Annotated in this window: 28 protein-coding genes; 10 read left to right on the top strand and 18 right to left on the bottom strand. The window is 72.5% G+C overall.

Annotated elements, in window-relative coordinates; translation table 11 throughout:
• Window positions 1-184 precede the first annotated feature (184 nt).
• Both ACI6PP_RS17855 and ACI6PP_RS17860 read right to left on the bottom strand, forming a co-directional pair.
• Window positions 185-1,192 (bottom strand): diguanylate cyclase domain-containing protein, encoded by a 1,008-nt coding sequence (locus ACI6PP_RS17855; protein WP_421112973.1) that lies wholly within the window; start codon window positions 1,190-1,192, stop codon window positions 185-187.
• 172 nt (window positions 1,193-1,364) lie between these two features.
• The gene (locus ACI6PP_RS17860; protein WP_421112974.1) at window positions 1,365-2,078 is read right to left on the bottom strand and encodes a GAF and ANTAR domain-containing protein; all 714 of its coding nucleotides are present in this window, start codon (window positions 2,076-2,078) and stop codon (window positions 1,365-1,367) included.
• Window positions 2,079-2,505: 427 nt separating this feature from the next.
• Here ACI6PP_RS17860 and ACI6PP_RS17865 point away from each other — a divergent pair, with 427 nt between their 5' ends.
• Together ACI6PP_RS17865 and ACI6PP_RS17870 are read left to right on the top strand one after the other, a co-directional pair.
• Window positions 2,506-4,335 (top strand): putative bifunctional diguanylate cyclase/phosphodiesterase, encoded by a 1,830-nt coding sequence (locus ACI6PP_RS17865; protein WP_421112975.1) that lies wholly within the window; start codon window positions 2,506-2,508, stop codon window positions 4,333-4,335.
• Between the two features lie 237 nt (window positions 4,336-4,572).
• A complete protein-coding gene (locus ACI6PP_RS17870; RefSeq protein ID WP_421112976.1) occupies window positions 4,573-4,743 on the top strand; it encodes a hypothetical protein in 171 nt (56 codons plus the stop codon).
• Window positions 4,744-4,762: 19 nt separating this feature from the next.
• Here ACI6PP_RS17870 and ACI6PP_RS17875 read toward each other — a convergent pair whose 3' ends face one another.
• The 8 genes from ACI6PP_RS17875 to ACI6PP_RS17910 form a co-directional block, all read right to left on the bottom strand.
• Window positions 4,763-5,605: an ABC transporter permease gene (locus ACI6PP_RS17875; RefSeq protein WP_421112977.1), complete on the bottom strand. Its 843-nt coding sequence runs from the start codon at window positions 5,603-5,605 to the stop codon at window positions 4,763-4,765.
• On the bottom strand, window positions 5,602-6,594 hold the full coding sequence (locus ACI6PP_RS17880; protein WP_421112978.1) for an ATP-binding cassette domain-containing protein: 993 nt from the start codon (window positions 6,592-6,594) through the stop codon (window positions 5,602-5,604). The genes ACI6PP_RS17875 and ACI6PP_RS17880 overlap by 4 nt, the downstream gene beginning before the upstream one ends.
• An 88-nt stretch (window positions 6,595-6,682) precedes the next feature.
• Window positions 6,683-7,480: an NAD(P)-dependent oxidoreductase gene (locus tag ACI6PP_RS17885; protein WP_421112979.1), complete on the bottom strand. Its 798-nt coding sequence runs from the start codon at window positions 7,478-7,480 to the stop codon at window positions 6,683-6,685.
• Complete coding sequence (locus tag ACI6PP_RS17890) at window positions 7,477-7,893, bottom strand: universal stress protein (protein ID WP_421112980.1); 417 nt, start codon at window positions 7,891-7,893, stop codon at window positions 7,477-7,479. The genes ACI6PP_RS17885 and ACI6PP_RS17890 overlap by 4 nt, the downstream gene beginning before the upstream one ends.
• The gene (locus tag ACI6PP_RS17895) at window positions 7,890-8,567 is read right to left on the bottom strand and encodes an RraA family protein (protein WP_421112981.1); all 678 of its coding nucleotides are present in this window, start codon (window positions 8,565-8,567) and stop codon (window positions 7,890-7,892) included. The genes ACI6PP_RS17890 and ACI6PP_RS17895 overlap by 4 nt, the downstream gene beginning before the upstream one ends.
• A 1-nt stretch (window position 8,568) precedes the next feature.
• Window positions 8,569-9,561: a Bug family tripartite tricarboxylate transporter substrate binding protein gene (locus ACI6PP_RS17900; RefSeq protein ID WP_421112982.1), complete on the bottom strand. Its 993-nt coding sequence runs from the start codon at window positions 9,559-9,561 to the stop codon at window positions 8,569-8,571.
• A gap of 49 nt (window positions 9,562-9,610) precedes the next feature.
• Window positions 9,611-11,116 (bottom strand): tripartite tricarboxylate transporter permease, encoded by a 1,506-nt coding sequence (locus ACI6PP_RS17905; protein ID WP_421112983.1) that lies wholly within the window; start codon window positions 11,114-11,116, stop codon window positions 9,611-9,613.
• Window position 11,117: 1 nt separating this feature from the next.
• Entirely contained in the window at window positions 11,118-11,666 is a 549-nt protein-coding gene (locus tag ACI6PP_RS17910; RefSeq protein ID WP_421112984.1) for a tripartite tricarboxylate transporter TctB family protein, read from the bottom strand.
• A gap of 136 nt (window positions 11,667-11,802) precedes the next feature.
• Here ACI6PP_RS17910 and ACI6PP_RS17915 point away from each other — a divergent pair, with 136 nt between their 5' ends.
• Both ACI6PP_RS17915 and ACI6PP_RS17920 read left to right on the top strand, forming a co-directional pair.
• Window positions 11,803-12,576: an IclR family transcriptional regulator gene (locus tag ACI6PP_RS17915; protein WP_421112985.1), complete on the top strand. Its 774-nt coding sequence runs from the start codon at window positions 11,803-11,805 to the stop codon at window positions 12,574-12,576.
• A gap of 18 nt (window positions 12,577-12,594) precedes the next feature.
• Window positions 12,595-12,903 (top strand): hypothetical protein, encoded by a 309-nt coding sequence (locus ACI6PP_RS17920; RefSeq protein WP_421112986.1) that lies wholly within the window; start codon window positions 12,595-12,597, stop codon window positions 12,901-12,903.
• Window positions 12,904-13,018: 115 nt separating this feature from the next.
• Here ACI6PP_RS17920 and ACI6PP_RS17925 read toward each other — a convergent pair whose 3' ends face one another.
• Window positions 13,019-13,921: a matrixin family metalloprotease gene (locus ACI6PP_RS17925; RefSeq protein WP_421112987.1), complete on the bottom strand. Its 903-nt coding sequence runs from the start codon at window positions 13,919-13,921 to the stop codon at window positions 13,019-13,021.
• Between the two features lie 453 nt (window positions 13,922-14,374).
• Between ACI6PP_RS17925 and ACI6PP_RS17930 the strand changes: the two genes are divergently transcribed.
• Together ACI6PP_RS17930 and ACI6PP_RS17935 are read left to right on the top strand one after the other, a co-directional pair.
• Window positions 14,375-15,040 (top strand): hypothetical protein, encoded by a 666-nt coding sequence (locus ACI6PP_RS17930; RefSeq protein WP_421112988.1) that lies wholly within the window; start codon window positions 14,375-14,377, stop codon window positions 15,038-15,040.
• A gap of 142 nt (window positions 15,041-15,182) precedes the next feature.
• Entirely contained in the window at window positions 15,183-15,869 is a 687-nt protein-coding gene (locus ACI6PP_RS17935) for a hypothetical protein (protein ID WP_421112989.1), read from the top strand.
• Window positions 15,870-15,933: 64 nt separating this feature from the next.
• On the opposite strand, the gene ACI6PP_RS17940 is transcribed toward ACI6PP_RS17935, so the two are convergent.
• From ACI6PP_RS17940 to ACI6PP_RS17960, 5 genes are all read right to left on the bottom strand, one after another.
• Window positions 15,934-16,794: a DUF4394 domain-containing protein gene (locus ACI6PP_RS17940; protein WP_421112990.1), complete on the bottom strand. Its 861-nt coding sequence runs from the start codon at window positions 16,792-16,794 to the stop codon at window positions 15,934-15,936.
• Window positions 16,795-16,858: 64 nt separating this feature from the next.
• A complete protein-coding gene (locus tag ACI6PP_RS17945) occupies window positions 16,859-17,695 on the bottom strand; it encodes an oxidoreductase (protein WP_421112991.1) in 837 nt (278 codons plus the stop codon).
• A gap of 34 nt (window positions 17,696-17,729) precedes the next feature.
• Window positions 17,730-18,449 (bottom strand): SDR family oxidoreductase, encoded by a 720-nt coding sequence (locus ACI6PP_RS17950; protein WP_421112992.1) that lies wholly within the window; start codon window positions 18,447-18,449, stop codon window positions 17,730-17,732.
• On the bottom strand, window positions 18,449-19,327 hold the full coding sequence (locus tag ACI6PP_RS17955; protein WP_421112993.1) for an aldo/keto reductase: 879 nt from the start codon (window positions 19,325-19,327) through the stop codon (window positions 18,449-18,451). Before ACI6PP_RS17955 ends, ACI6PP_RS17950 begins: the two co-directional genes overlap by 1 nt.
• A 60-nt stretch (window positions 19,328-19,387) precedes the next feature.
• Window positions 19,388-20,068, bottom strand: a complete 681-nt coding sequence (locus ACI6PP_RS17960) for a flavodoxin (RefSeq protein WP_421112994.1) — start codon at window positions 20,066-20,068, stop codon at window positions 19,388-19,390.
• A 100-nt stretch (window positions 20,069-20,168) separates the two neighbouring features.
• On the opposite strand from ACI6PP_RS17960, the gene ACI6PP_RS17965 reads away from it, so the two are divergent.
• Window positions 20,169-21,059, top strand: coding sequence for an MmyB family transcriptional regulator (locus tag ACI6PP_RS17965; protein WP_421112995.1), 891 nt, complete (start codon window positions 20,169-20,171; stop codon window positions 21,057-21,059).
• Between the two features lie 51 nt (window positions 21,060-21,110).
• Here the strand turns inward: ACI6PP_RS17965 and ACI6PP_RS17970 are convergent, their stop codons facing one another.
• Window positions 21,111-21,977, bottom strand: coding sequence for an alpha/beta fold hydrolase (locus tag ACI6PP_RS17970; protein ID WP_421112996.1), 867 nt, complete (start codon window positions 21,975-21,977; stop codon window positions 21,111-21,113).
• 41 nt (window positions 21,978-22,018) lie between these two features.
• On the bottom strand, window positions 22,019-23,017 hold the full coding sequence (locus tag ACI6PP_RS17975; protein ID WP_421112997.1) for an NADP-dependent oxidoreductase: 999 nt from the start codon (window positions 23,015-23,017) through the stop codon (window positions 22,019-22,021).
• Window positions 23,018-23,159: 142 nt separating this feature from the next.
• Between ACI6PP_RS17975 and ACI6PP_RS17980 the strand changes: the two genes are divergently transcribed.
• The 3 genes from ACI6PP_RS17980 to ACI6PP_RS17990 all read left to right on the top strand — a co-directional run bounded on the left by ACI6PP_RS17980 (window position 23,160) and on the right by ACI6PP_RS17990 (window position 25,246).
• Window positions 23,160-23,762, top strand: a complete 603-nt coding sequence (locus tag ACI6PP_RS17980; protein WP_421112998.1) for a TetR/AcrR family transcriptional regulator — start codon at window positions 23,160-23,162, stop codon at window positions 23,760-23,762.
• 69 nt (window positions 23,763-23,831) lie between these two features.
• Entirely contained in the window at window positions 23,832-24,503 is a 672-nt protein-coding gene (locus ACI6PP_RS17985; RefSeq protein ID WP_421112999.1) for a M23 family metallopeptidase, read from the top strand.
• Between the two features lie 83 nt (window positions 24,504-24,586).
• Complete coding sequence (locus ACI6PP_RS17990; RefSeq protein ID WP_421113000.1) at window positions 24,587-25,246, top strand: Type 1 glutamine amidotransferase-like domain-containing protein; 660 nt, start codon at window positions 24,587-24,589, stop codon at window positions 25,244-25,246.
• Window positions 25,247-25,326: the final 80 nt, after the last annotated feature.

A 25,326-nucleotide genomic window follows, 5' to 3' on the forward strand; every position in this document is an offset into this window, starting at 1 on the left:
AAGCTCGTGCCCGACCTGACCTACCCCGTCACCGGCCTGGGCTGCGTCGACCGCGTCTACACCGACCACGCCACCTTCGCCCTGACCGACGGGACCGTCACCGCCGTCGACACCCACGGCACCACCGTCGACGAGCTCGCAGACAGGCTCGGCCTGGACCTCAGGACCTCCTGACGCACCGTGCTCAGGCGGCGCGGTCCCGGTACATGGCTCGGTCGGCCGCGTCGACGAGGTCCGCTCCCCCGGTCGTGTCGTCGGAGACGGCTCGTCCGATGCTCACCGTCAGCGTCACCTCGCCCGCACCGGTGGCCATCGGCCGGGCGATCGCCTCGCGCACGCGGTCGGCCACCGCGGACAGGATCCGGTCCGGATCGGCGTCGACGGCGAGGTCGCTGCACACCACGACGAACTCGTCGTCTCCCAGCCGGGCGACGGTGTCCGCGCGACGCAGCTCGGCTCGGATCCGTCGCGCCGCCTCCCGCAGCACGTCGTCGGCGACGCGGTCGCCCTTCGTGCGCCGCAATGCCTCGAAGTCGTCGACGTCGATGAACAGCACCCCGGTCGCCCGACCCAGGCGTCGCCCTGCGGCGAGCGCGGCGTCCAGCCGGGCGCTGAGGCCGGTCCGGTTCGACACGTCGGTCACGGGGTCGTGGGTGCTGACGTGGGCGAGGTCGTGGGTGGCGGCGCGGACCTCCGCGGCCTCGAAGGCCATCATCTGGTGCGTGGTGGCGACGTCGGCCAGCAACCGCGCGACCTCGAGGACGTCGGGCGTCAGCGCGTCGGGTCGCGTGAGATACAGGCTGAGGACGCCCCAGCACCGACCGCGGCCGACCAGCGGCAGGGCGGCGACCCCGCCGACCCCCGCGTCCTCGGCGACCCGTGCGAACTCGGGCCAGGGCCGGAGCTGGGCGGACCCGAGCGCCGTGACGTCGGCCGTCGAGCGAACCGCCTCGTGCACCGGGCCCCGCCCGTGGTCGTCCTGCACGCTCCCGAGCCGACCGGCGAGCTCGGTGGTGGCGTGCACGTGACGCGCGCGCCCGTCCTCGACCAGGGCGACCCCGACGCCGGCGACGACGACGAACAGGTCACCGGCCGCGTCGGACAGCGCCCGCGCCGCGACCCGGGCGGTCAGCGGCTCGGTGGCCCTGCCGATGAGGTGGGCCAGGGCGTGGTAGACGGCACGTTCGTCCATCGCGGAGCCAATCGGGAGTCGCCGCGGGGCGACCTCGTCGCCGGGCTGACGCGTCCTGGTCATGAGAACCAGGAATGACCCCCGCTTGGACACGGAGATCGTCGTACCCCTGACTCTTGGACGGTACACCCGAAACGGACACCTCGACCGTGGTTCGGGTCGAGCCCGGCTCCTAGGACGTCCCGCGAGGACCCGGGGCGCCCGGGCGCCGCGGGTGCTCCAGTCGCGACGTCAGCACGAGCCGCTGGGCGACGTCGCGGAGCTTGACGTTCTCGTCCTGGGAGTAGCGACGCAGGATGCTGAACGCCCGTTCGGCGTCGACGCCGTGGCGCTCCATCAGGATCCCCTGGGCCTGGCCGATCAGGGTGCGGGTCGACAGCGCGACCTCGAGATGGTCGATCCGGAGCAGGTGCGACAGCGCCACGGCGCTGTGCTGCGCGAAGTCCTGGGCGAGGGACGCGTCCTCGGGGTCGAAGGGCCCGCTCGTGGCCCGGTAGAGGTTGAGTGCGCCGACACGGCGTCCGCCGGCGTGCATCTCGGTGGCCAGGACGCTCACGAAGCCCAGCTCGACGGCTCGCGGGCCCCAGGTCGGCCAGCGATCGTCGGTGCCGAGGTCGCCGCTCCAGACCGTTCGTGACTCGGTTGCGGCCTCGACGCACGGGCCCTCGCCGAGCTCGTGCTGGGCCTCGTCGGCGCTGCGGACCGCCGGGCTGGTCGCGGCGACGGTCTCGAGCCTGCCGTCGCGGATCAGCGTGATGCCGGCCTCGGTCGCGCCGAACGTCCTGCGGGCGAACTCGACCACCTGCTCGACGGTGCTCGACAGCCCGGTCCCCTGGGAAAGCTCGCGGGCCAGCACGGCCAGATCGGTACGCAGGTCGGCGGACATCGGGACTCGTCTCGGCCACGACACGTGCGGCGTCGCGGCGGGTAGGTGATGCGTGATCACCCGGCGCGATCGACGCTGCGCATCGGTGAAGATGAGCTCGGACTTCGCGACGACGTGGCTCGGAGCGGGCCGCGGGGCCCGGGCGGCAGACGGCGGCACCGACACCGTCCGTCCCCCGAAGACGGGAAGTTCCTCTCAACACTACGCACTCGTCCGCAGGGTCCCGACGGCCGGGGGCCCGGCGCACGACCGCGTGTCGCGCCCGCGATCTGCGCATCCGGCCGTACCAGCCTTACAGTGATTGCGCCCAACCGTTCCGGTCCGGTTGCGTGGACGAGCTCGTCGACCGGGTACCAGCGTGGCTATACCCCCTCGGTCACGGTCCCGGTGCACGGCGCACGCCGTCGCGCAGCAGATCGGATCGCTGGTGGACCACCAGAGAATCAACGAGGCAGTGGCCCGGTTGTCCGCCGTGGCGACCGAGGACGTCCCGGCGCGCACCACGTTGGCCGAGCTGTGCGACCTCGCGGCCGACGTGCTGGACGTCGACGGTGTCGGCGTGATGCTCACCGACAGCGACCGCAACCGGTACGTGCACGCGACGACCTCGTCGGCCGCGGTGATGGAACGCACCCAGGAGTCGCTGCGGAGCGGACCCTGCCGCGACGCGGCCCGGACCGGCGAGACCGTGACGGTGGTCGGCCTGGAGCAGATCGACCGATGGCCGGGGTTCTCCGCCACGGCGGCCGAGGTGGGCCTCGGCGCGATCGCCGCGCTGCCGCTGATGAGCCGCGGCCGGTGCTGGGGGGTGCTCGACCTCTACCGCTCGCGCGCGGTCCCCTGGGACGGCGCCGAGCTGCAGGCCGCCCGGTTGCTCGCGGACGTGGCGACGTCGCACGTCGTCACCGCGTCGGACCGTGACGCGGCCCGGCTGGCGCAGGCGCAGCTGGCCCACGTCAGCAGCCACGACGACCTCACCGGGCTGCCGAACCGGTCCCTGCTGATCGAGCGGCTGTCGTGGGCGCTGGAGTCGGCACGCTCCAAGGGCGAGGCGGTGGGCGTCATCTTCGCCGACCTCGACCACTTCAAGTTCGTCAACGACACCCACGGCCACCGCGCCGGCGATCTCGTGCTCGGCGAGACCGCGCGCCGGCTCAACGGTGCGGCCCGCCCCGCCGACACCGTCGGCCGACTGGCCGGGGACGAGTTCGTCCTCGTCTGCGGCGAGCTGGAGACCACCGACCGCGGCGGGCCCGGCCGGGTGCTCGAGGCGGTGGCAGCCAAGGTGCGCGAGTCGATGGCCACCCCCATCGTCCTGCCCGGCGGACCCGTCCGGCTCGACGTCAGCCTCGGCGCCGCCACCTCCACCGGCGGCACGACGGCCGAGGACCTGCTGCACGAGGCCGACACGGCCATGTACCTGGCCAAGCACGCCTCCGACAGGACTCTCCTCCCGATCCGCGACCTGGACTCGCGATCGACCGTTCCGCTGACGGCGCCCCGCGACGGACCTCTCGACGGCGCCCTGGACCGCAACGAGTTCGAGATGCACTACCAGCCGGTCGTCCGGTCGACCCGCCCCGACGAGATCCACGGCGTCGAGGCGCTGGTGCGGTGGCGAGGGCAGGACGGCGAGGTGCTCCCGGCGCAGGCGTTCGTCGAGTCAGCGGTGCGACGGGGCGTGCTCCCGACCTCGGGGGCCTGGGGCATCGACCAGGTGTGCGCCCAGGTGGCCCGGTGGAACGCCGACCACGGCGAGCACGCCCCCCGGGTCGCCTACGTGAACCTCGGCGCGCACGAGGTCAACGACCCCTCGTTGCCGAGCATGCTCGACTCGGCGTGCTCGCGCCACGGTGTGCAGCCCCACCAGATCGGTCTCGAGATCGTCGAGCACGACTTCGTCCACCCCGGGCTGATCGACCGCCTCACGGTCCTGCGCACCCGAGGGCATCCCCTCGCGGTCGACGACTTCGGCACCGGCTACTCGTCCATCTCACGCCTCTTCGACCTCCAGGTCGACGTCGCGAAGATCGACCGGCGCTTCGTCCAGGGCCTCCCCGACGACGCCCGCCGCGCCGGGTTCGTCCAGGCGGTCATCGCGATCGCCGCGTCGCTCGGGCTGGAGGTGGTGGCCGAGGGTGTCGAGACACCCGCGCAGCAGAGGTTCCTGACCGACATCGGCTGCACCTACCTCCAGGGCTACCTGCTCGGCCCCCCTCAGGCGGCCGCCGATCTCGCACCGCGGTTCCGGGCCTGAGGCGGTGCGCGGACGTCCGCGTGGTCAGGATCCGGACGCCGGACGGCTAGGCTCGCCACGAGGGAGAGATCGTGCTGCCTCTGCGTGGGCCGTCCGGCTCACCACCTGCCGGCTTGCGCCCGGTCGCCCCGCCTGCGGGGCCACCACAGTCGGGCAGCCGCCATCCCTCCACACCGTTCGTCCCGCTTCCTCGAGCTGAGCGACCTCGTCCAGGCCCGTTGCTGGAGCGCGGGGTACGTGGCACCCGAGGAGTGGGTGCACTGGATCCTCGAGCTGGAGATCGCGGCGTGGGCACGCCGCCACGGCACCTCGCTCGACGCGGCCGAGGCGTCCATGCCGCTCGACCACGCGACAGTCCTCGGCGACGAGCTCGTGCGGACGGCCCTCGACGACCTCGCCCCCGACTGACCCGGGCCGGCGCCCGTGGTCACCTCCCGAGGTTGCGGTAGGTGCGGGTGCAGAGCAGCCCGAAGAGCAGGCCGATCCCTGCGCTCCACACCAGGGACTGCAGCACCAGCGACGCCGTGTCGGCGCCGCCCAGCAGCAGTGCCCGCTGGTCGGCCGTCGCGGTGTCGCCGAGGATGAGCGAGCGGGCGGCGTTGATGACCACGCTGACCGGCTGGTGGGTCGCGAACCCCTGCAGCCAGTCGGGCATCGTCGCGACCGGCACGAAGGCCGAGGAGGCGAAGGTGAGCGGGAAGATGATCGGGAACGTCGCGGCGTTGACCGCCTCGGGGCTGCGCACGACGAGGCCGATCAGGGCGTAGCCGAGGCTGACCGCGAGCGCGAAGAGCAGCAGGAGCAGCAGCGCGGCGACCAACCCGGTGAAGCTCGCGGGCCGGAAGCCCACGGCGTACCCGGTGGCCACGAGGACGAGCAGGCCGAACGCGTTGTTGACGGTGTCGGCCACCACCCGCCCCCCGAAGACCGCGCTCCGCGACATCGGCAGCGAGCGCAGCCGGTCGACGAAGCCCTTCTGCATGTCGTCGGCCAGCGCGAAGCCGGTGACGCCCGCCGAGAAGAGCACCGTCTGCACGGCGATGCCCGGCACCAGGTAGTTGACGTAGTTCAGGCCCTGCAGACCGCCGATCGCGCCGCCGAACACGTAGCGGAAGAGCAGCGTGAACATGATCGGGGAGACCACGTTGAACACGACCTGCTCGGGCTGACGAGACAGACGTCGCAGGTTGCGGCCGGCCATCGCGAGGGTGTCGCGCACCGCCCAGCCGAGGGCGCTCAGTGCGTGGGGACGTGCCGCGGTGCCGCTCATCGTCGGGTCTCCTTCGGGTCCGTGCCGGCGGGGTCGTCGTCCTGGGCGGCCTCGGGTGGTCTGCCCGTGAGGGAGAGGAAGACGTCGTCGAGGCTGGGCTCGCGCAGCGCCACGCCGCGGGCGGCGACCTGGCGCTCGTCGAGGCGACGCACCACCTCGGCCAGCACCCGGGTGCCGGCGCTCGCGGGGACGCGCACGAGGTCACCGTCGACGCTCGGCGCACCCTCACCCACGTCGGTCAGCAGGCCGACCACCGCGTCGGCGTCGGCGGCGTCCTCGAGGCGCACCTCCACCACGGCGCCACCGTGGCGCGCCTTGAGCTCTGCCGCGGTGCCCTCGGCGATCACCCGGCCGTGGTCGACCAGCGAGATCCGGTCGGCCAGGCGGTCGGCCTCCTCGAGGTACTGCGTGGTGAGCAGCACGGTCACCCCCTCGCGCACGAGGTCCTCGATCACGACCCACAGGTCGATGCGGCTCCGCGGGTCCAGACCGGTGGTCGGCTCGTCGAGGAACAGCACCGGCGGGCGGGCGACCAGGGCGGCGGCGAGGTCGAGCCGACGCCGCATGCCCCCCGAGTACGTCGTCGCGGTGCGTCCGCCCGCGTCGGTCAGGCCGAACTGCTCCAGCAGCGCGGTGGCCCGGCTGCGGGCCTCGGCCCCGGAGAGGTGGTTGAGACGGGCCACCAGCATGAGGTTCTCGCGGCCGGTGAGCTTCTCGTCGACGGCGGCGTACTGGCCGGCCAGCCCGATCCGGCGACGGGCCTCGGCCGGGTCGGCCAGGACGTCGACCCCGGCCACCCGCGCCCGGCCGGAGTCGGGGCGGAGCAGGGTGGTCAGCACGTTGACGGTGGTGGTCTTGCCCGCCCCGTTGGGCCCGAGCAGGCCCAGCACCGAGCCGGGCTCCACGCTCAGCGACACCCCCTCGAGCGCCCGCACACCTCCCTTGAACGTCTTGACGAGGTCCTCGGCCAGGATCGCTGCATCACCCATGGCTCGCATTGTGTCCGAACCCTCCGACAGTCGTCGGCGGCGGTGGGCTGCTCGGAGTGCCGCTGCCCCGGCCGGTGGCCGCGGGGCCTCACGACGATCGCGTCAGGTGGCGCAGGTGCTCGGCGGCGGCCGCCGACATGATCCCGGGGACCTCGAGCGAGGCCAGGTAGCCCGCTGCGGCGTCCATCTCGTCGGCTCGACGTCGGCCGTGCAGCCTGCTGCCGGTCTCGAACCGCTCGATGGTGGCGGTGCCGTCCCCGGCGAGCTCGCGGGCGATCTGGTCACGGATCCACGGCTCGAAGCCGGCGGCGCGGCCGGCCTCGACGGCCTCGATGATGGTCGACGCGAGGCCCTTCATGAAGACGCTGCGCAGGAGCTTGTGCCCCATGGCCGCGCCCACGGGCCCGTCCACGACGTCGACGTCGGCGCCGAGGGGCCGCATGAGGTGGGCGACCTCTTCCGCGCCGGGCCCAGCGGTCATGAGCGGGGTGCGGGCGCCGAGCTTGATGACGGGTCCGAGGATGGCCACGTCGGCCAGCTCGGCCCTGCTCTGGTCGAAGAGCGGGGCGAGGGCCTGCTTGTCCGAGGGCGCCGAGGACGTGAAGTCGGCGTAGAGCCGCTGGTCGGTCAGCTGGGGCGCGACCTCCTCGGCCACGGCGCGCGAGGCGCCCGCGGCGGTGAGGACGAAGATCGCGTCCGCACCGTCGATGGCCTCGGCGGTCGTGCCGCACACGCGCACGCCGGCCACCTCGTCGTGCAGGAACGGGTCGTAGGCGCGGACTTCGTGTCCGCGCTCGGCCAGGGCGCCGCTGTAGGCGCGCCCGACCTCGCCGTGCCCGATGATCGCGACGGCTCGCGTGGTGGACGGGGCGGGGTTCTGGGTCACGTGGCTCCTCGGTCGTGGGTGGCGGACGGCTTGACGGCGAGCACGTGGCAGGGCGCGTCGAGCAGCAGGGTCTGGGCGGTGCTGCCCAGGAGGAACTTGCCCACGACCGAGCGGTGCCTCAGGCCGATCACGAGCAGGCTGGCCTCCTCGGCCCGGACGACGTCGAGGACCGCCTCGGCGGCCGAGGAGGCGTGCCGGACCTGACGGACCTCGACGTCGACGCCCGTGCCCTCGAGGTCGCGTCGAAGCCGCTCGAGCTGGTCGTCGGTGGCCAGCGCGGGGTCGGCGACAGCCGCTCCGCTGGCCGTGTTGAGCACGAGCAGCGGCTCTGCCCGCCGGCGGGCCTCGGCGGCCGCCTCGTGGACGGCGTCGGCACCCAGGGGCGTGGGGGCGTAGGCGGCGACGACGGTCATCGGGCCCGCACCCCCGGGTCGACGGCGGGGAGGTCGGCCTCGATCTGGTCGCGGGTGCGCTGCTCGGCGGCCTGCTTGCGCTCGGCCGCGGCCGCGATGGTCTCGGCGTGCTCCAGCGGCACGATCACCACGCCGTCCTCGTCGCCGACGACGACGTCACCCGGGGTGACGACGACGCCGCCGACCGCGATGCGCGACAGCAGGGCGTGCGGGCCGTCCTTGTACGGTCCCGCCGGCGTGATCGAGCGGGCGAACACGGGCATCTGGTACTCCCGCAGCCCGGTGGCGTCGCGGACGGCGCCGTCGATGACGAAGCCCGCGACGCCGCGCAGCCTGGCCTTGCCGCCGATCAGCTCGCCGATCAGGGCGCGGGACTCGTCCCCACCCCCGTTGATGACGATGACGTCACCGGGCGCGACGAGGGCGAGCGCCTCGTGGATGCCCCGGTTGTCGCCGGGTCGGGTCCAGACGGTGAACGCGGCGCCGACGACGCTCGCCCCGTCCCAGACCGGCTTGATGCGAGCGTCGACCGCGCCGAGCCGTCCCATCGCGTCGGCGATGTTGGCCGACGGCAGGTGGCGGAAGCGATCGAGCAGGTCCGGCTCCGGACGCTGGTGCTGGTGGATCGAGGTGGAGCCGCCGAGGGTGACGGTCTCGAGGATGGCGTCGGTCATGTCAGCGCTCCGAGCTCACGAGAGGGAGCAGGTCGGTGAACAGGGCGGTGGTCTCGTCCCAGTACTCCGCGTAGGCCTTGCTGTCCATGTACTGCGGGGCCAGGCCCTGGTCCTCCATGCGCGTGCGGAAGGCGTCGTCCTCGAGGATCTCGCCGACGGCGGTCGAGACCTTCGTCGTGATCTCGTCGGGGGTGCCGGCGGGGAAGGCCAGGCCACGCGAGGACGAGATCTCGACGTCGGCGCCGGACTCCTCGAACGTCGGGACGTCGGGGAGGAACGGGCTGCGCTCGGCGGCCATCACCCCGATGATCTTGGCGTTCTTCTCCGTCACCAGGGTCTGCATGTCGCTGACGTTCGCGAGCAGGACCTCGACGTTGCCGCCGAGGAAGGCGGTGGCGGCCGCGGTCGCACCGTCCGCGAAGTGCACCGGCGCGAGGCTGGCCCCGGACTCCTCCTGCAGGCGGGCCAGCGCGAAGTGCTCGTTGCTCGCGACGCCGGTGGTGGCCGCGCGCAGCTCCTTGGGGCTCGCCTTGGCCGCGGCGATCAGGTCCTCGGGGGTGTCGATGTCGCTGTCCGCGGCGACCGCGACGGCCGTCGGGTCGACGACGTTGAGCGCGACCGGGTCGAAGCTGTCGCGGTCGTAGTCCGCACCGCGCTTGGGATCGATCACGGTGATGATCGCGGACGGGAAGGTGACCGCGCCCATCGTGTAGCCGTCGGGCTCGGCCGAGGTCAGGGCGGTGTAGGCGATCTGGCTGCTGGCGCCCGGGCGGTTGACCACGGTGATCGTCGCGTCGAGCTTCTTCTCCAGCTCCTCGGCGAGCAGGCGGGCCCCGACGTCGGTCGGGCCGCCGGCGTCGTAGCCGACGAGCAGCTCGATCGGCTTGGAGGGGAAGTCGCTGTCGGCGCCGGTGGCGCCGGTCTGGGCGCAGCCGGCGGTGGCCAGGGCGATCGTGACCGCGGCACCGGCGGCGGTGAGGGAGAGGCGTCGCATGGGTGGAGTCCTTCTGTGGGTGGTGGCGAGCTGGAGGGGCGGGGTGGGGTCAGGCGTCGCTGTCGACTGGCAGCCCCGCCTTCTTCTTCAGTCCGGCCGAGAACACGGACAGGACGACGACGGCGACCGCCACGAGCAGGAAGGCCAGCGAGAGCGGGCGCGTGAGGAAGATCGAGAAGTCGCCCTGCGAGATCTGCAGCGACTCGCGCAACGCGCTCTCGATGAACGGGCCGAGGATCAACGTGAGCACCAGGGGCGCCAGGGGCAGCCCGACCCGGCGGAAGACGAAGCCGATCACGCCGAACGCGATCATCACGAACACGTCGACCACGCTGTTGCTCACGGCGTAGGAGCCGAGCACGATGAACGCGAAGATCAGCGCGGTCAGCACCGAGTACGGGATCGCGAGGATCTTGGTCCACACGCTGACCAGCGGGACGTTGAGCAGCAGGAGCAGGGCGTTGCCCACGAAGAGGCTCGCGATCACGGCCCAGATCAGGTCGGGCGCGTCGACGAACAGCTGGGGCCCCGGGGTCAGACCGTTCTGCAGGAAGGCGCCCAGGAGGACCGCGATGGCCGGGCTCGCCGGGATGCCGAGGGTGAACAGCGGGATGAACGCGGCGTTGCTGTGCGCGTTGTTGGCCGTCTCGGGGGCGGCGACGCCCTCGATGGCGCCGGTGCCCAGCTCGTCGCGGTGGCGGCCGATCTTCTTCTCGGTGCTGTAGGCGAGGAGTGACGAGATGGCGCTCGTGACGCCCGGCACCAGACCCACGAAGAAGCCGATGACCGTGCCTCGGCCGACGGCCGGTGCGCTGCGACGCAGGTCGGTGCGCGAGGGGATCAGCTCGCGCAGACGCGGTGCACGGGTCTGCGGCGCGGCACCGCCGGCGTTCGACAGGAGCTCGCCGAGCCCGAAGAGCCCGACCAGGACCGGCACGTAGCTCACGCCGTCGAAGAAGTGGGCCGAGCCGAACGTGAAGCGTGGCTCTCCGACGACGGGGTCGATCCCCACCATGGCGATCAGCAGACCGATGCACGCCGAGATGACGCCGAGCATGACCGAGCGGCCCACTAGTCCGACGAGGAGCGCCAGGCCCACCAGGACGAGCGAGAAGAACTCCGGCGGGCCGATCTTGAGCCCGAGCGTCGCCAGCGGCTGCGCGGCGAAGACCAGGCCGAGCGTGGCGACCGTCCCTCCGATGAACGACCCCAGGCCGGCCGTCGTGAGCGCGACCCCCGCCCGCCCCTTGAGGGTCATCTGGTAGCCGTCGAGGCACGTGATGGCCGACTCCCCCTCACCGGGGATGTTCAGCAGGACGCTCGTGATCGTGCCGCCGTACGCGCCGCCGTAGAAGATCGCCGCGAGCATGATGATCGCGCCGGTCGCGTCCATCGACAGTGTGAGCGGGATGAGGATCGCCATGCCCGCCGTCGACCCGATGCCCGGGAGCAGGCCGAGGATCGTGCCGAGGATGCACCCGATCAGCGCGAACATGAGGTTCTGCGGCGAGAGGGCGTCGGCGAACCCGCCGGCCAGGAGGCTGAGCGTGTCCACGTCAGAGCCCGAGGCCCGCGAGGAAGGGCAGGGACGACGCCGGCAGGTTGACCGTCAGCAGGCGCGTGAAGACGACGAAGACGCCGAAACTCCCGGCCACCGACAGCACGAGGGTGAGCAGCCAGCCGCGGCGGCCGAGCACCTTGAGGTGGAACACCAGGAACACGAGCATCGAGAGCTGGTAGCCCACGAGGTCCAGGACAGAGGCCAGCACGACCAGGCTGCCGAGGATCGCTCCCACCGTGGACCACGAGTAGGGCTCGACCCCCTCGTCCGCGGTCGGCGGCCGCACCTCCTCGGGCGAGCCGGACAGCAGCTCGCGCACCGAACGCTGGAGCCAGATTAGCCCGAGCACCGTGAGGATGACGCCGAGCCAGAGCGGGAAGAACCCCGGCCCGGGGCCGATCTCGGTCCAGTAGCCCAGACGCAGCGACCCGACGACCGCGGCGGCACCGACCGCGGCGACGACCGCCGCGACGACCGCCGACCAGAGCGGCGAGATCGGCTCCTCCTGGTCGGGCACCTCGACGGTCTTCGTCTCCGGCTTCATCTGACTCTCACTCTGTGATAGTTAGTTGCATCTGGTGGCCCCACCATGTGTCAGCCGCGTCACAGATGTCAACCCATCAGGTGACATCGGTTCGCGCTTGATGCTGCGATCTCTCACTGTGTGACATAGTCAGGTCATGTCCGCCACCGATCGAGCCGTCCCGTCCGCCCCGTCCATGCGGTCCCTCGAGCGCGCCATCGACGTCCTGGAGGTGCTGGAGGCGACCCGGACCCCGCTGCGGCTGAGCGAGGTGGCGCGTCGATCGGGTCTGCACATCTCGACCGCGCAACGCATCCTGCGGGTCCTCGAGGCACGGGGCCGGGTCGAGTCCGGCGAGGCCGGCTACCACACGGGCGTCGCGATGCTGTTCGGAGCGCACGCCTACCTGGCGACGAGCCGAGTCTCGCTCGCGGCCCGCCCGGTGCTCCAGGAGCTCGCCGCCACCACCAACCTCACGGCCTCGGTGTTCGTGCGGACGGGCCTGTCACGCGCCGTCGTCGCCCGGGTCGAGGGCGGGAACCCCATGCGGTACGAGCTGCCCATCGGCGAGCGCCTGCCCCTGCACGTCGGCGCCGGCAAGGTGCTGGCCGCCTACCTCGACGCGGACGAGCTCGCGACGCTGATGTCCGAGGTCGACACGTCGGTCCGCGCCGACGGCCACCGGATCGACTCCTCCGCACTGGACGACGAGCTCCGCCTGATCCGCGAGCGCGGCTACGCCGTGGCCGTCAACGAGCGCGTGGTCGGCGCCGCGTCCGTCTCGGCGCCCGTCGTGGCCGCCGACGGCTCGTGCACGACCGCGGTGCAGGTCGCGGGCCACGCCCCCGACTTCGACGACGAGCTCGTCGAGCGACTGAGCGTCGACGTCCGTCAGGCCGCGTCCGCGCTCCGCAGCTACCTGCCGGCGTAGACCTGGCACCCTGGGGCCGTGAGCGAGTGGGGCCACCTGATCAACCATCTGCGCGGGTACGCGACGGTGTCGGAGAAGGACGCCGGCAGGATCCACGTCGTCTTCCACGATGCACGGGGCAAGCGTCGCTCGGCCGACATCCTCATGACCAAGCAGGAGTGGTCCTCGATGGCCGGGACGATGTGGGGTGACGTCGATCGGGCCGTCCAGGAGGTGCGCCGGGCGCTGATGCGCCTGGGGGGCGAGCGCTACCTGATCTACGGCCAGTACGAGCTGGTGCCGTCGTTCACGCCGGAGATGCCCGAGTCCGAGCTCGGAGGCGACTGAGCACTCCCCCGTCCGACCACCGCGTGGCTGTCCAGCGCCCTCAGTCGGTGGCGCCGGCCTCCGTCGGTTCGGGCTCCACCCGGGCCGGCCCCGGTGTGTCCCGGCCCGCCCGGGCTCACCGACCGGCGCGGTTCACGCACAGCTGCTGCGATCCCATGGCCTTCATCCCGGCGACGTCGCCGGCTCCCAGGCCCGGGCGGCCGTCGAGGAGCACCGGGTTCATCAGCTGCTGCTCGTTGTCGACGTGGTCGAGCCCCAGGACGTGGCCCATCTCGTGCAGCAGGACCTGCCCGGCGGGAGTCTGGTAGTGCGGCGCGGCGGCCGCCATCCCGCGCTGGTAGCTGAACTCGCGGTTCATCAGGACGAGACCGTCGTCCGCCCGCCGCCGAGCGGTCCCGTCGGCCTTGACACCCACCTGCTGGCTCGACAGGATCCCGCCGACCGCGACGGCCGACGCGGCCTGGTCCTTGCCCAGCAGGGACGACTGCCCGGGCTTGACCCAGGCCAGCACCAGGTCGGTGTCGCCGGGGTAGACCGAGCCGGTGTCGGGCACGACCGTGGTCGTGCCGCGGTACGCGAAGGTGTGCCCCGAGCGTCGCGATACCTCGTCGAGCACCTCCCGCACCTGGGCGGCCGCCCAGCTGGGCGCACCAGAGGTGTTGATCCGGTAGCCGATGGTCGCGCAGCCGTCCCAGTACAGGTCCTGCCCCGGGAACAGCGACTTCCAAGCGGTGGAGTCGGCCCGGAGAGCCGCGACGCGGCGGCGCTCGTTGCTGGCGGCCGCGGCCTCACGGTCGGCGCGGTCCTGCAGGACGAGCGAGCGACGACGCGCGCGGGCCGTCGCCGCCGCGCTGCGAGCCTGCGCCAGCGCCGCCCGAGCGCGCTTCTGCCGCCGGACCGCACGTGCCTCGCACGTCGTCGACGTGCACGCCCGGCGGGCGGCCGACGCGCGCCTCAGGCTGCGCTGCGCCCGGGCCTTGCGAGCGTCGGCCGAGCGGACCGCCTGCTCGGCAGCCATCAGACGCCCCGGGGCAACGGCGTCCACCGTGTCCACCCGGACCGACAGCGACGCGGTTGCGATCGACGTCGGAGAAGCCAAGACGGCGGCCGGCTCACCCGACCCGATGACGGTGAGGAGGCCCAGCACGACGGCCACGAAGACGGACTGACGGTGCGGGCGACGCGACATGGATCAAGGTCCTCTCAAGATCAGGACAAGGTGTCCTGAGCACGAGCCTGAGGTCTTAGTTGAGCCTTCACCTAACTTTCGGTAACAGAGTGGCCGACGCCACACATCCATTGCCGGAACCGTCTTGACGGGCCTGAATTCAATGGTTCGGCGCTGGTTGCGCTCAGGATTGGTTCAAGATCTGACCAGGTGCGCGTGAGCCTCTCGAGCGCGGCTGGACGCGGCCGCGGAAGGCCCGACCCTGGCCCTTCGAACGGCACCCTGAGCCAGGATCGGAGGACGGTGGTGCGACTACTCGGTGCGGGGCGCCTGGCGATCGAGATCCCCGCCGACTGGCCGGTCGAGGTGGACGCCGCACAGGTCGTCCGACGGAGCACGGTCGTCCTGCCGGACGCCCACACCGCCGCCGCCTTCGTCTGGACCCCCGTCGACGGAGCCGTCAGCGTCACGCTCGACCACTTCCCACCCAGGCCGGTCGAGCAGCCCCTCCACCGATCGGGGAGAGGCGCCGAGCGCGTCCTGCTCGAGTCCGGGGACGAGGTGGTCACGGTCGCCGGCGTCAGGCACGCCCCGGACGGGGGTGACAGCCACGCCTTCGTCGGGCTGACCGCCCCGACCCTCGGCGGCCGGTTCACCATCAGCGGACCGGCCGGCGACGTCCAGCGGATCGCCGCCACGGCCCAGCTCGTGCCCGACGGCCAGGTGGCCGTGCCGAACGTGCTGGTGGGCATCGATCCGTTGACCCTGATGGAGCACGGGGCCCCTTCCCTGGAGGAGCGCGCCCGCAGGATCATCGAGGCGGCAGGACTGGTCTTCGACTCGACCCACCCGCTCAAGCCCGGCGGGGGCAAGCGGAGGAGGATCGTGCTGGACGGCACCCGACCCACCGGCGGGACGGTCCTCGCCACGGGCTCGACGGTCACCGCGAGGTTCGTCCGAGCGCGGTGAGCCGGAGCCGTCGGTCAGCCGCCGCGGTCGCCCATCTTTGACGGTGGCTCCTCGCGCTGCGGATCGACCGCGAGCGCGACGAACGTCCCAGCTGACCTGTGCACCACCGCGGTCCGGGTGCTGGACCTGGGAGACTGCGCGCGTGTCCGACGACGGAACCGCCCCGGTGGCGATCGACGACCTGCGAGCCGCTTCTGCCGTGCTCGACGTGCCCGGCACGCCGCTGAGCCTGCGTCTGGAGGGGCTCGAGCCGACCGGCGCCGGGACCGTCCTCACCTGGTCGTACCTGGATCCGGAGAGCTGGGCCGGTGACAAGCGTGCGGGGACCCGCCGCATCACCGGTCGCCTGACGGTCGAGCCGGAGGCCGGAACGGCGTCCGACGTGGCTCGGAGGTGGTGGGCCCGGGCGCAGCTGGAGGCCGGGCGCCGGTACCAGCAGCAGATCGACGCCGACTGGACTCCGGGCGAGCCGTTCGTCGACCGTCGCTGGACCCCGGACGACGCCTGGGACGCGCTCGTCGAGTACCTGGGCCGCCACGGCCGCCCGGTCGTCGTCGACGACGGCGTGATCCGGGTCGGCGACGACACCTACCCCGACGACGTCTACGTCATCGACCCCCACGCGTGGGCCGCCTACCTGAACGCGGTGGAGACGGCGGGCGACGACCCAGAGGAGCGTCCCGAGCACCGGATCGTCCCGGTCGGGCGACCGACGACCGACGGGCTGCCCACCTGGGCCGCGGACGAGCTCGACGAGACCAACGGCTCGCAGGGTCCCGCCGTGGGGCTCGTCGACGGAGAGCTGGTCGGCGGCCTCCCCCACGACTGATCCGACTGCCGGGTGGCGACCTGCTCACCGCCGGTGTGGGCTGGCCACCGACCGCCCCGCGGGTTCAGCGGCCGGTGGGTGCGGCGACGTCGAGGAGTCGCTTGCCCCGGATGGTCGACTTGGACAGGACGGCGCCGTCGGCGAGCTGGAGTCGGTAGATCTTGGACTGGTTGCCGCTGGTGTTCGACATCAGCACGACGTCGGTCGAGCCCGAGGTGGCGATGTCGAAGCCGGTCTTGCCCCGGACGTCGATGGTGAACGCCTGGACGGTGAGATCGCCGGCGTCGGCGGGGTCGAGGCGTGCCACCGTGTCGGTGGTGGCCTCGAGCGCGTACGCCGTGGTCTGCGTCGCGCCCTTGACGCTGTGGGTGTGGGCCACGGCCGGCACCCGGGGAACCCGGCCCTCGTACTGGGCGCCCCGGGCGAAGTCGAGGGTCCCGTCGACGACGGTGCGACCGGTGTCGACGTCCACCCGGTAGTTGCCGCGCTCCTCGTTCACGACGCGCAGCAGGCCGGTGACGGGATCGAAGTCGGCGCCGAAGGCGGTCGCGGTCGACGTGATCGCCCGGCCGTCGGCGCCGTGCAGCGTCCTGGAGGTGTAGGTGCGGCCCGTGCGAGGACTGATCTTGACCACGCGCAGCGTGTCCTTCGCGCCCTGGACGACTCCGTACAGCTTGTCGTTGGCGGGGCGGTAGTCGATGCCGACCACCGTGTCGCCGCGCCGCAGCCCCTTGACGGCCTTGGTCCGGGAGGCCTTCTGGCGGCCGGTGTCGATCGAGGTGATGCCGCCGGTGGTCGTCAAGCCGACCACCCGGACCGCCGGGTCGAGCGGGGTCGGGGCCTCGACGGCGAGGGCCGCGGGTGCCACGGCGGCGAGCATCGCGCCGGCGACGGCGAGCACGGTGAGGGAGCGAGTGGTCGACATGCTGTTCTCCTGCGTTCGGTGGGCGGTGCCTGCAGTGATGAGATGCACGTCGAGCGCAGGTGGTTCAGCGCTCACGCCCGAGATCGGTGCTGCGGCTGGTGGGCTCCCACGCGTCGACGTCCCCGGCGAGCGCGGCGAGGGAGTCGCGGACGGCGTCCACGGCGTCGTTGCCGAGCACGAGCAGGTAGGGCGCACGGCCCGACTCGACGACGTCGACCAGCGCGGCGGCGGCCTTGGCCGGGTCGCCCGGCTGCTTGCCATGCGCCGTGTCGTGCTCGAGTCGTCGCCTGCCGGCGGTGTCGGCGTAGTCGGCGATGGGCTCGGCCGCCTGGGTGAGGGACCGACCGGCGAAGTCGGTGCGGAACGCGCCGGGCTCGACCGCGGTCGCGGTGATGCCGAGGGGCCCGACCTCCTTGCGCAGTGACAGGGTCAGCGCCTCGACCGCGGCCTTGGCTGCCGCGTAGTACCCGGACCCCTCGGGACTGACCCGGGCGCCGATCGAGGACAGGTTGACGATCGAGCCGGAGCGGCGTCCGCGCATGCCGGGGAGCACGGCGCGAATGGTGCGGACGGCGCCGTTGACGTGGGTGTCGAACAGGGCCGCCACCGCGTCGTCCTCGCCCTCCTCGACCGCTGCGCGGTAGCCGTACCCGGCGTTGTTGACCAGGACGTCGACACCGCCGAACCGTTCCTCGGCCGCCCGGACCGCCGCCCTCACCTGCTGGTCGTCGGTGACGTCGAGCGCGAGTGCGAGCGCTCGTCCAAGGTGGGCGTCGACCAGGTCGGTGACGGCAGCGGGGTCGCGGGCGGTGACGGCGGCCTGGTGCCCGCGGTCGAGGACGGCCTCGGCCAGGGCGCGGCCGAGTCCGGTCGAGCAGCCGGTGATGAACCAGACGGACACGGTGGGCTCCTTCGTGGGGATGGGGTGGACGGCGTCAGGCCTGGCCGGCAGGCCGGAGGAGGATCTCGTTGAGGACCATCCGCCGGGGGCGGGTGACGGCGAACGCGATGACGTCGGCGACGTCGTCGGCGGTGACCTCGGCGCGGTCGTACAGCTCCTGGACGCCGTGCCGCGTGTCGTCGTGGGTGATGTGACCGGGCAGCTCGGTGGCCACCACGCCGGGCTCGACCAGCGTGACGCGGACGTCGGGCAGCAGCTCCTGGCGCAGCGACTCCGACCACCCGTTGAGGCCCCACTTGGTGGCGGCGTAGACCCCGTTGCCCGGCCGGGCGGTCCGTCCGGCGACCGAGGACAGGTTGACGACGTCGCCGCCCCCGTCGACGAGCTGGGGCAGGAAGACCTCGGTGGCCGTGATGGCGCCGAGCAGGTTCGTCTCGATCATGGCGCGGTAGTCGTCGCGCTGGTCGCTGCCGAACGGCCCGAGCAGCATGATGCCGGCGTTGTTGACCAGGACGTCCACGCGGCCGAGCTCGTCGCGCACCCGATCGGCGGCGGCGACCATGCTGTCTCGATCGGTCACGTCGGCGGTGATCGCCAGTGCCCGGTCGCCGAGCTCGGCGGCCAGGGCCTCGATCCGGTCGGCGCGTCGCGCGAGCAGCACCACCTGGTGGTCGAGCGCGTGCAGGGCGCGGGCGGTGGCGGCGCCGATCCCGGACGATGCGCCGGTGACGACGGCGACGCTCTGGGCGCCCATCAGGCCTCCGGGATGTCGCGCCCGAAGGCCTCGAGCGTGACGTCCTCGGGCTCGGGGCCGCCACGCGTGCCGGTGTCGAGCCCGTCGATCGCCGCGACCTGCTCGGTGGTGAGCTGGAAGTCGAAGACGTCGATGTTCTCGGCGATGCGGTGCGCCTTGGCGGACTTGGGGATCACCGACCGGCCCTGCTGGATCCCCCAGCGCAGCATCACCTGGGCCGGGCTCTTGCCGTGCGCCTCGGCGATGCCGGTGATGGTCTGGTCCTCCAGCGCACTGGCGTGCTGACCGTCGCGGTAGTGGGTGATGCCGCCGATCGGCGACCAGGCCTGGGTGAGGATGCCGTGCTCGCGACCGAAGTCCTGGACCTCGCGCTGCTGGAAGTACGGGTGGACCTCGATCTGGTTGACCGCGGGCACCACCGACGCCTCGTCGAGCAGGCGGGTCAGGTGGTCGACCATGAAGTTGCTGACGCCGATCGCGCGGACCTTGCCGTCGGCCAGCAGGGCCTCCAGAGCCCGGTAGGCGCCGAGGGTCCTGTCGAACGCCGAGGGCAGCGCCTGGTGGAGGATCAGCAGGTCGATCTGCTCCAGCCCGAGCTTGCCCGCGCTCTTGTCGAACGCGTGCAGGGTCTCGTCGTAGCCGAAGTCGCTGATCCAGACCTTCGTCTCGACGAACACGTCGGACCGGTCGACGTCGGCGGCGGCGAGCGCCTCGCCGACCTCGCGCTCGTTGCCGTAGGCGGCTGCGGTGTCGACGTGCCGGTAGCCCGCGGCCAGGGCGGAGGTGACCGCGTCGCGGGTCTCGTCCGGCGGGGTCTGGAAGACGCCGAGCCCCAGGGCGGGCAGCCGGACGTCGTTGTTGAGGGTGAGGTGCTCCATGGTCGTTCCTCCGGTGGTGCGGTGGTGGGTCGGGATCTGTGGTGGTGCGTGGCCGGCCGGTCAGGGGGCGGCGAGGTCGGTGGCGGCGAGCCAGGTGTCGACGTCGGGGCCGGCGCGCGCGACGTCCTCGCCCTGCACGGCCAACCCTCGTCCGATCGTGGCGCCGGCGCACGAGCGTGCGTAGACGTCCGCGGCGTCGCCCAGCCCGCTGACCGCGTAGGTGACCACCGGGTGCACGGTCCTGCCCGAGAGGTCGAGGGCCTCGGCGACGGTCTGCATGATCATCGGCGGACGGACGTTCCAGATGGGGCTCGCCAGCAGCACCACGTCGTACCCCGACAGGTCCGGCAGATCGCCGTCGACCGCCGGCCGGGCGTCGGCCTGCTGCTCACGGGTGTTGCGGTCCACGGTGGCGTCGTACCCCCGCGGGTACGGGTCGGCTGCAAGGACCTCGTGGACGTCGCACCCGGACCGGTCCGCGATCATCTGGGCCAGGACCGCGGTGTTGCCGGTCTCCAGGTCGATCCGGCCGCCCCGGTGGTAGTTCTCCCCCGCTCGCGAGAAGAAGATCAGCAGGGTGCGCGGTGCGGAGTCGTCGTCCACGGTGGTGCTCGTCTCGTCGGTCCGGTCCGGTCGCTCCGGTGCGGGTCGACCGGTCGAGCAGGCCGCGAGCGTGGCGGTCCCGGCAGCGGCGAGAGCGGCGCGCAGGACGGTCCTCCGGTCGAGGTCCATCGGTGTCATGCCCCCATGACAGCGCGCCCGCCGCGCGGGCGGGAGTGCCTGCTGTCCCAGGTAACGTCAGAACCTCCCAGCGCCCAGCCCGGTCACCTACGGTCGGGGCATGGCCCAGCAGCAGGAGATCCGTGACTTCTTGACCTCCCGACGGGCACGTCTCACGCCGGAGATGGCAGGACTCACCGTGTACGGGACGAACCGCCGCGTGAAGGGCCTGCGCCGCGACGAGGTGGCCGTGCTCAGCGGCATCTCGGTCGACTACTACACCCGGCTCGAGCGAGGGAACCTCAGCGGGGTCTCGGACCAAGTGCTCACGGCACTGGCCGCCGCGCTCCAGCTCGACGAGGCCGAGCGGACCCACCTGCGCGACCTGGCCCGATCGGCCGGCACCAGGCCGTCGACGGCGACAAACGCGAGGAGCGGGCGACGTCAGACCGTCCGGCCGGGCGTCCACCGGATCATCGACGCCATCAGCGGCCCCGCGTACGTCCGCAACGCCCGGATGGACGTCCTGGCGCTCAACCCCCTGGGCCGCGCCCTGTTCGTCGACGCCGCCGGCGCCGACGGCAGCTTCAACCTCGCCCGCTTCATGTTCCTCGACGAGCGCTCGCGGGACTTCTACGTCGACTGGCCCACCGTGGCCCGCGACAGCGTCTCCGCACTGCGGATCGAGGCCGGCCGCAGCCCCTACGACCGGGCGCTGAGCGACCTCGTCGGGGAGCTGTCGACCCGCAGCGAGGAGTTCGCCACCTGGTGGGCCGCCCACCAGGTCAAGCTGCACCGCACCGCGACCAAGACGATGCACCACCCGGTGGTCGGCGAGATCGAGCTCACCGGCGAGGCGCTGGACCTGCCCGGCGACCCTGGCCTCGGCATCATCATGTACACCGTCGAGCCCGCGAGTCCCTCTGCCCACGCGCTGGAGTTCCTCGCCAGCTGGAACGACACCTCCGCAGACCGCCGGCGCGCGTCGGCCCCCACGACCGAGACCGGCTGACGTCGCCCCGTCCACCGTGGACGTGTCGTCGTCCCTGCCCCGGGCGGGTGGTCAGCGGCCGAGGAACTCGACGGCGAGCGGGGCGAACTGCTCGTGGAACTGGAAGATGCCGCCGTGGCCCGAGCCCGGGTAGATGACCAGCCGTGACCCGGCGATCCGGCGGTGCAGGTCCTGCGACAGCACCGAGGGCACCATGCGGTCGTGGTCGCCGTTGGCGATCAGCGTCGGCTGGGTGATGGCCGCGAGGTCGTCAGGGGCGCCGCGACCCCAGCGCTGGATGGCCGAGAGCTGGCGGCGGAACGCGCCGAGCCTGATCGGCGCGTCACGGTCGACGGTGCGCTCCTCGAGGCGCTTCACGAACGCCTTGCCGGCCGCCTTGCCCGCGGCGTCGCGCTCGAAGAAGAGGAACTCCTTGGGGTCCGAGCGGGTGAGCGTGGCGCGGGCGATGTCGTAGTAGGTGGTGCCGACGACCTTGTCCATGTCCTTGCCGCCCTTGGGGCCCGTGCCGGTGAGCACGAGGCGGCGCAACAGCTCGGGATGCTTGAGGGTCAGCGCCTGGGCGACCATGCCGCCGAGGGAGAAGGAGAAGACGTCGACGGTGTCGTGACCGAGGGCGGCGATGAACGTGGCCGCGTCGTCGGCCATGGCCTCGACCGTGTCGGGGACCGAGCCGGTCGAGGCGCCGACCCCCAGCTGGTCGAAGGCGATGACGTGGCGGTTCGCCGCGATGGGATCGACGATCCTGGGGTCCCAGTTGTCGAGGGTCGCGGCGAGGTGCACGAAGAACACGACGGGCACGCCGCCGCGGGGGCCCAGCTCGCGGTAGGCGAAGGTCTGCCCACCGGCTCGGACGGTGCGGGCCGGAGCCAGGGCGTAGGAGGTGATGACGGGGTCGTCGTGGGCGTCGGCGCTGCTCATGGGTGCTCCTGGAGGTGTCGGGGTCGGTGGGACGGTGCAGGTCAGGAGGTGACGGTGGCGACGACCTTGCCGCGGACGCCGCCCGCGGCGAGCGACTCCAGCGCGGAAGGGATCTGGTCGAAGTCGACGGTCCGGCCGACGACGGGGCGCAGCGCGCCGGTGTCCACGAGCTCGGCGATCCGTCGCAGCTGGTCGCCGTCGGCCCGCATGAACAGGAACTCGTAGGTGACGCCGAGCCTCTTGGCCAGGCGGCGGGTCCTGGCGCTGAGGGCGGCGATCGCGAGCCGCAGGACGGGGTTGAGCCCGATCTCGCGGGCGAAGGCGGGGTCCGGCGGCCCGGCGATGCCGACGACCTTGCCTCCGGGGCGCAGGACGCGCATCGACCGCTCGAGGTTCTCGCCGCCGAGGCTGTCGAGCACGAGGTCGTAGCCCGACAGCGTCTCGGCGAAGTCCTGGCTGCGGTAGTCGACGACGACGTCGGCACCGAGCTCGCGGACGAAGTCGGCGTTGCCTGCGCTCGCGGTGGTGGCGACCGTGGCGCCGAGGTGCTTGGCGAGCTGGATCGCGATGGACCCGACGCCGCCGGCCCCGGCGTGGACCAGGACCTTCTGCCCCGGGCGCACGTCGCCCTTCTCCACCAGCGCCTGCCACGCCGTCAGCGCGACGAGCGGCAGCGACCCGGCCTCGACGACGTCGACGGTGCGGGGCGCGAGCGCGAGGTCGGACTCGTCGACGGCGATGCGCTCGGCGAACGTGCCGATGCGGTCCTTGTCGGGGCGGGCGTAGATCACGTCGCCGGCGGCGAACGCCCGGACCCGAGACCCGACGCGGACGACCGTCCCGGCGACGTCGTTGCCCGCCGTCAGGGGCAGCCGGTACGGGAGGACCTGCCTGAACTCGCCGACCCGGATCTTCTCGTCGAGCTGGTTCAGGCCGGCGGCACGCACCTGCACCAGCACGTCGCGGTCCCCGACCACCGGCTCGGCGACGTCGGCCGCCCGCAGCGGCTGCTTGTAGGCGGTGACGACGAACGCCCTCATCCTCGTGCTCCTCACGTCGTGCTCGCGTCCGTCGCGAACCTTCATATGATGACCGTACTACATTCTCGACTGTAGGATGACGATCATCAGGAGATCGGCTCGGGGTGGCGCCCGTCGACGTCCGGCACGGAAGGAAGACCCCATGGCGCGGTACGACGAGCAGCACAAGCAGGCCACGCGCGAGCGCATCCTCGCGACGTCCGGTCGGAGGCTGAAGAGCGACGGCGTCGACGGGTCCGGCGTGGCGACGCTGATGAAGGACGCCGGCCTCACCAACGGGGCGTTCTACGCGCACTTCGACTCCAAGGACGACCTCGTCGCCCACGTGGTGAGGAACGAGCTGCACTCCCAGCTCGCCGGCTTCTCCGACCTCGACCCCGGCGCCGACGGGCTGCGACAGCTCGTGGCCGGGTACCTCACCGTCGACCACCGCGACCACCCCGACCTCGGCTGCCCGTCGGCCGCGCTGCTCGACGAGATCGCCCGCGGCCCGCACGTCGTCCGACAGGCCTACTCCGACGGCATCCTCGAGATCGTCGACGCCCTGACCGACCGGCTCCCCGACGCCGCCACGGCCTCGGGCCGCCGGGGCGCGCGAGCCAGGGTCCTGAGTGCCTACGCGCTCATGGCCGGGACGATCCAGCTGGCCCGGGCCCTCACCGACGACGAGCTGGCCTCCGACGTCATCGCGCAGGGACTCGCCGACGTCATCGCCCTGCTCGGCCTGGACCGCACCCGCGCCTGACCCCCGGCAACGCGCACCCCGTCCGTCCGTGTCCCGCGGTCGCGTGCACGCAGCACCTAGGGTGAGGCGATGCACGAGCCCGTCGCGTTGCGACTGCCTCTGGACGGTCCGTGCCTGGTGCAGAACTCGCCCGCACGACGGGTTCCGAGCCACGGCACCCACGTGATGGCCACGACGTACGCGATCGATCTCATGCCGGTCGACGACCGGGGACGCAGCGCGGTCGAGCGGGATTGGCGCACGGTGCTCGCCACCGAGCCGCCGGAGAGGTTCTGGGGGTTCGGGGCGCCGGTCCTGTCCCCCGCGTCCGGGACGGTGGTCCACGTCCACGACGGCGAGCCCGACCACCCCGCCCGTCGGTCACCGCTCTCGCTCGTGCCCTACGGGTGGGGGCAGGCGGCACGGCTCCGGCGCGGCGCCGACGGCCTGGCCGGCAACCACGTGGTCCTGCGGCTCCGGCACGGGCGGGGGTTCGTCGCGCTCGCACACCTGCAGCACGGCTCGGTCGGCGTCACGCACGGAGATCTCGTCGAGGTCGGCCGACGGCTCGGTGCGTGCGGAAACTCGGGCAACTCCACCGAGCCCCACGTCCACCTGCAGGCCATGGACGGCGCCGATGCGATGACGGCCCACGGCCTCCCCATCGTCCTCACCAGGTTCCGCGAGCATCGGGGCGGCACGAGCAGGCTCGTCGCGTCCGGCCTGCCCGCGGAGGCATCGGTCGTCGAGCCCTCCGGCTAAGGCAGGCGGATCCGGGCCAGGATGGTGGGCACCGGTCCACCGCCGGACCGACTGTGGTCGGTCCAGCACGATGGGAGAACCCCGTGAAGCTTTTGCTGACCTCAGGCGGCGTCACCAACGACAGCATCCACGCCGCCCTCGTCCGGCTTCTCGGCAAGCCGGTCGCCGAGGCTCACGCGCTCTGCGTCCCCACGGCCCAGTGGGGTCACCCGATGTGCGGGCCGGTGTCGGCGCGCAGCCTGCTCGCCGCCGGCTCGCACTCCCCTCACCTGTCGGGCCTGGGATGGGCGTCCCTCGGTCTGCTCGAGCTCACCGCCCTGCCCACCATCGGCCCCGACCGCTGGGTGCCCTGGGTGCGGGAGGCCGACGCGCTGCTGGTGGACGGCGGCGACGCCACCTACCTCAGCCACTGGATGCGCACCTCCGGGCTGGCCGACCTCCTGCCTTCACTCGACGACACCGTCTGGGTCGGGGTCAGCGCCGGCAGCATGGTCATGGCTCCCCGCATCGGAGCCGAGTTCGTCGAGTGGCCCGACGCTCCGGGCGACCAGACCCTCGGCGTCGTGGACTTCGGCATCTTCCCGCACCTGGGTGCCTTCCCCGAGAACTCCATGGCCGACGCCACGCGTTGGGCGGCCGGCATCGGCATCCCGGCCTACGCCATCGACGAGCAGACGGCCATCAGCGTCAGCGACGCGGACGTCGCCGTCGTCTCCGAGGGCAGGTGGGAGCGCCTGGGGTGAGCCCGGTCGACAGGACCGTGGGCTCCGTCCCGCCGGAGCTCCGGAGTTGTCGGTGGCTCAGAGGCCTATGGGCCCCTGAG

This window comes from Solicola agrisoli (genome assembly GCF_049059935.1).
In the GTDB taxonomy this organism is placed as follows: domain Bacteria; phylum Actinomycetota; class Actinomycetes; order Propionibacteriales; family Nocardioidaceae; genus JAURVT01.

Bases quoted from the DNA above. Each gene is read 5' to 3' on its own strand.
- ACI6PP_RS17855 (WP_421112973.1), bottom strand. From the start codon at position 1,192: ATGGACGAACGTGCCGTCTACCACGCCCTGGCCCACCTCATCGGCAGG.
- ACI6PP_RS17860 (WP_421112974.1), bottom strand. From the start codon at position 2,078: ATGTCCGCCGACCTGCGTACCGATCTGGCCGTGCTGGCCCGCGAGCTT.
- ACI6PP_RS17875 (WP_421112977.1), bottom strand. From the start codon at position 5,605: ATGAGCGGCACCGCGGCACGTCCCCACGCACTGAGCGCCCTCGGCTGG.
- ACI6PP_RS17880 (WP_421112978.1), bottom strand. From the start codon at position 6,594: ATGGGTGATGCAGCGATCCTGGCCGAGGACCTCGTCAAGACGTTCAAG.
- ACI6PP_RS17890 (WP_421112980.1), bottom strand. From the start codon at position 7,893: ATGACCGTCGTCGCCGCCTACGCCCCCACGCCCCTGGGTGCCGACGCC.
- ACI6PP_RS17895 (WP_421112981.1), bottom strand. From the start codon at position 8,567: ATGACCGACGCCATCCTCGAGACCGTCACCCTCGGCGGCTCCACCTCG.
- ACI6PP_RS17900 (WP_421112982.1), bottom strand. From the start codon at position 9,561: ATGCGACGCCTCTCCCTCACCGCCGCCGGTGCCGCGGTCACGATCGCC.
- ACI6PP_RS17910 (WP_421112984.1), bottom strand. From the start codon at position 11,666: ATGAAGCCGGAGACGAAGACCGTCGAGGTGCCCGACCAGGAGGAGCCG.
- ACI6PP_RS17915 (WP_421112985.1), top strand. From the start codon at position 11,803: ATGTCCGCCACCGATCGAGCCGTCCCGTCCGCCCCGTCCATGCGGTCC.
- ACI6PP_RS17925 (WP_421112987.1), bottom strand. From the start codon at position 13,921: ATGGCTGCCGAGCAGGCGGTCCGCTCGGCCGACGCTCGCAAGGCCCGG.
- ACI6PP_RS17940 (WP_421112990.1), bottom strand. From the start codon at position 16,794: ATGTCGACCACTCGCTCCCTCACCGTGCTCGCCGTCGCCGGCGCGATG.
- ACI6PP_RS17950 (WP_421112992.1), bottom strand. From the start codon at position 18,449: ATGGGCGCCCAGAGCGTCGCCGTCGTCACCGGCGCATCGTCCGGGATC.
- ACI6PP_RS17955 (WP_421112993.1), bottom strand. From the start codon at position 19,327: ATGGAGCACCTCACCCTCAACAACGACGTCCGGCTGCCCGCCCTGGGG.
- ACI6PP_RS17960 (WP_421112994.1), bottom strand. From the start codon at position 20,068: ATGACACCGATGGACCTCGACCGGAGGACCGTCCTGCGCGCCGCTCTC.
- ACI6PP_RS17965 (WP_421112995.1), top strand. From the start codon at position 20,169: ATGGCCCAGCAGCAGGAGATCCGTGACTTCTTGACCTCCCGACGGGCA.
- ACI6PP_RS17970 (WP_421112996.1), bottom strand. From the start codon at position 21,977: ATGAGCAGCGCCGACGCCCACGACGACCCCGTCATCACCTCCTACGCC.
- ACI6PP_RS17975 (WP_421112997.1), bottom strand. From the start codon at position 23,017: ATGAGGGCGTTCGTCGTCACCGCCTACAAGCAGCCGCTGCGGGCGGCC.
- ACI6PP_RS17980 (WP_421112998.1), top strand. From the start codon at position 23,160: ATGGCGCGGTACGACGAGCAGCACAAGCAGGCCACGCGCGAGCGCATC.
- ACI6PP_RS17985 (WP_421112999.1), top strand. From the start codon at position 23,832: ATGCACGAGCCCGTCGCGTTGCGACTGCCTCTGGACGGTCCGTGCCTG.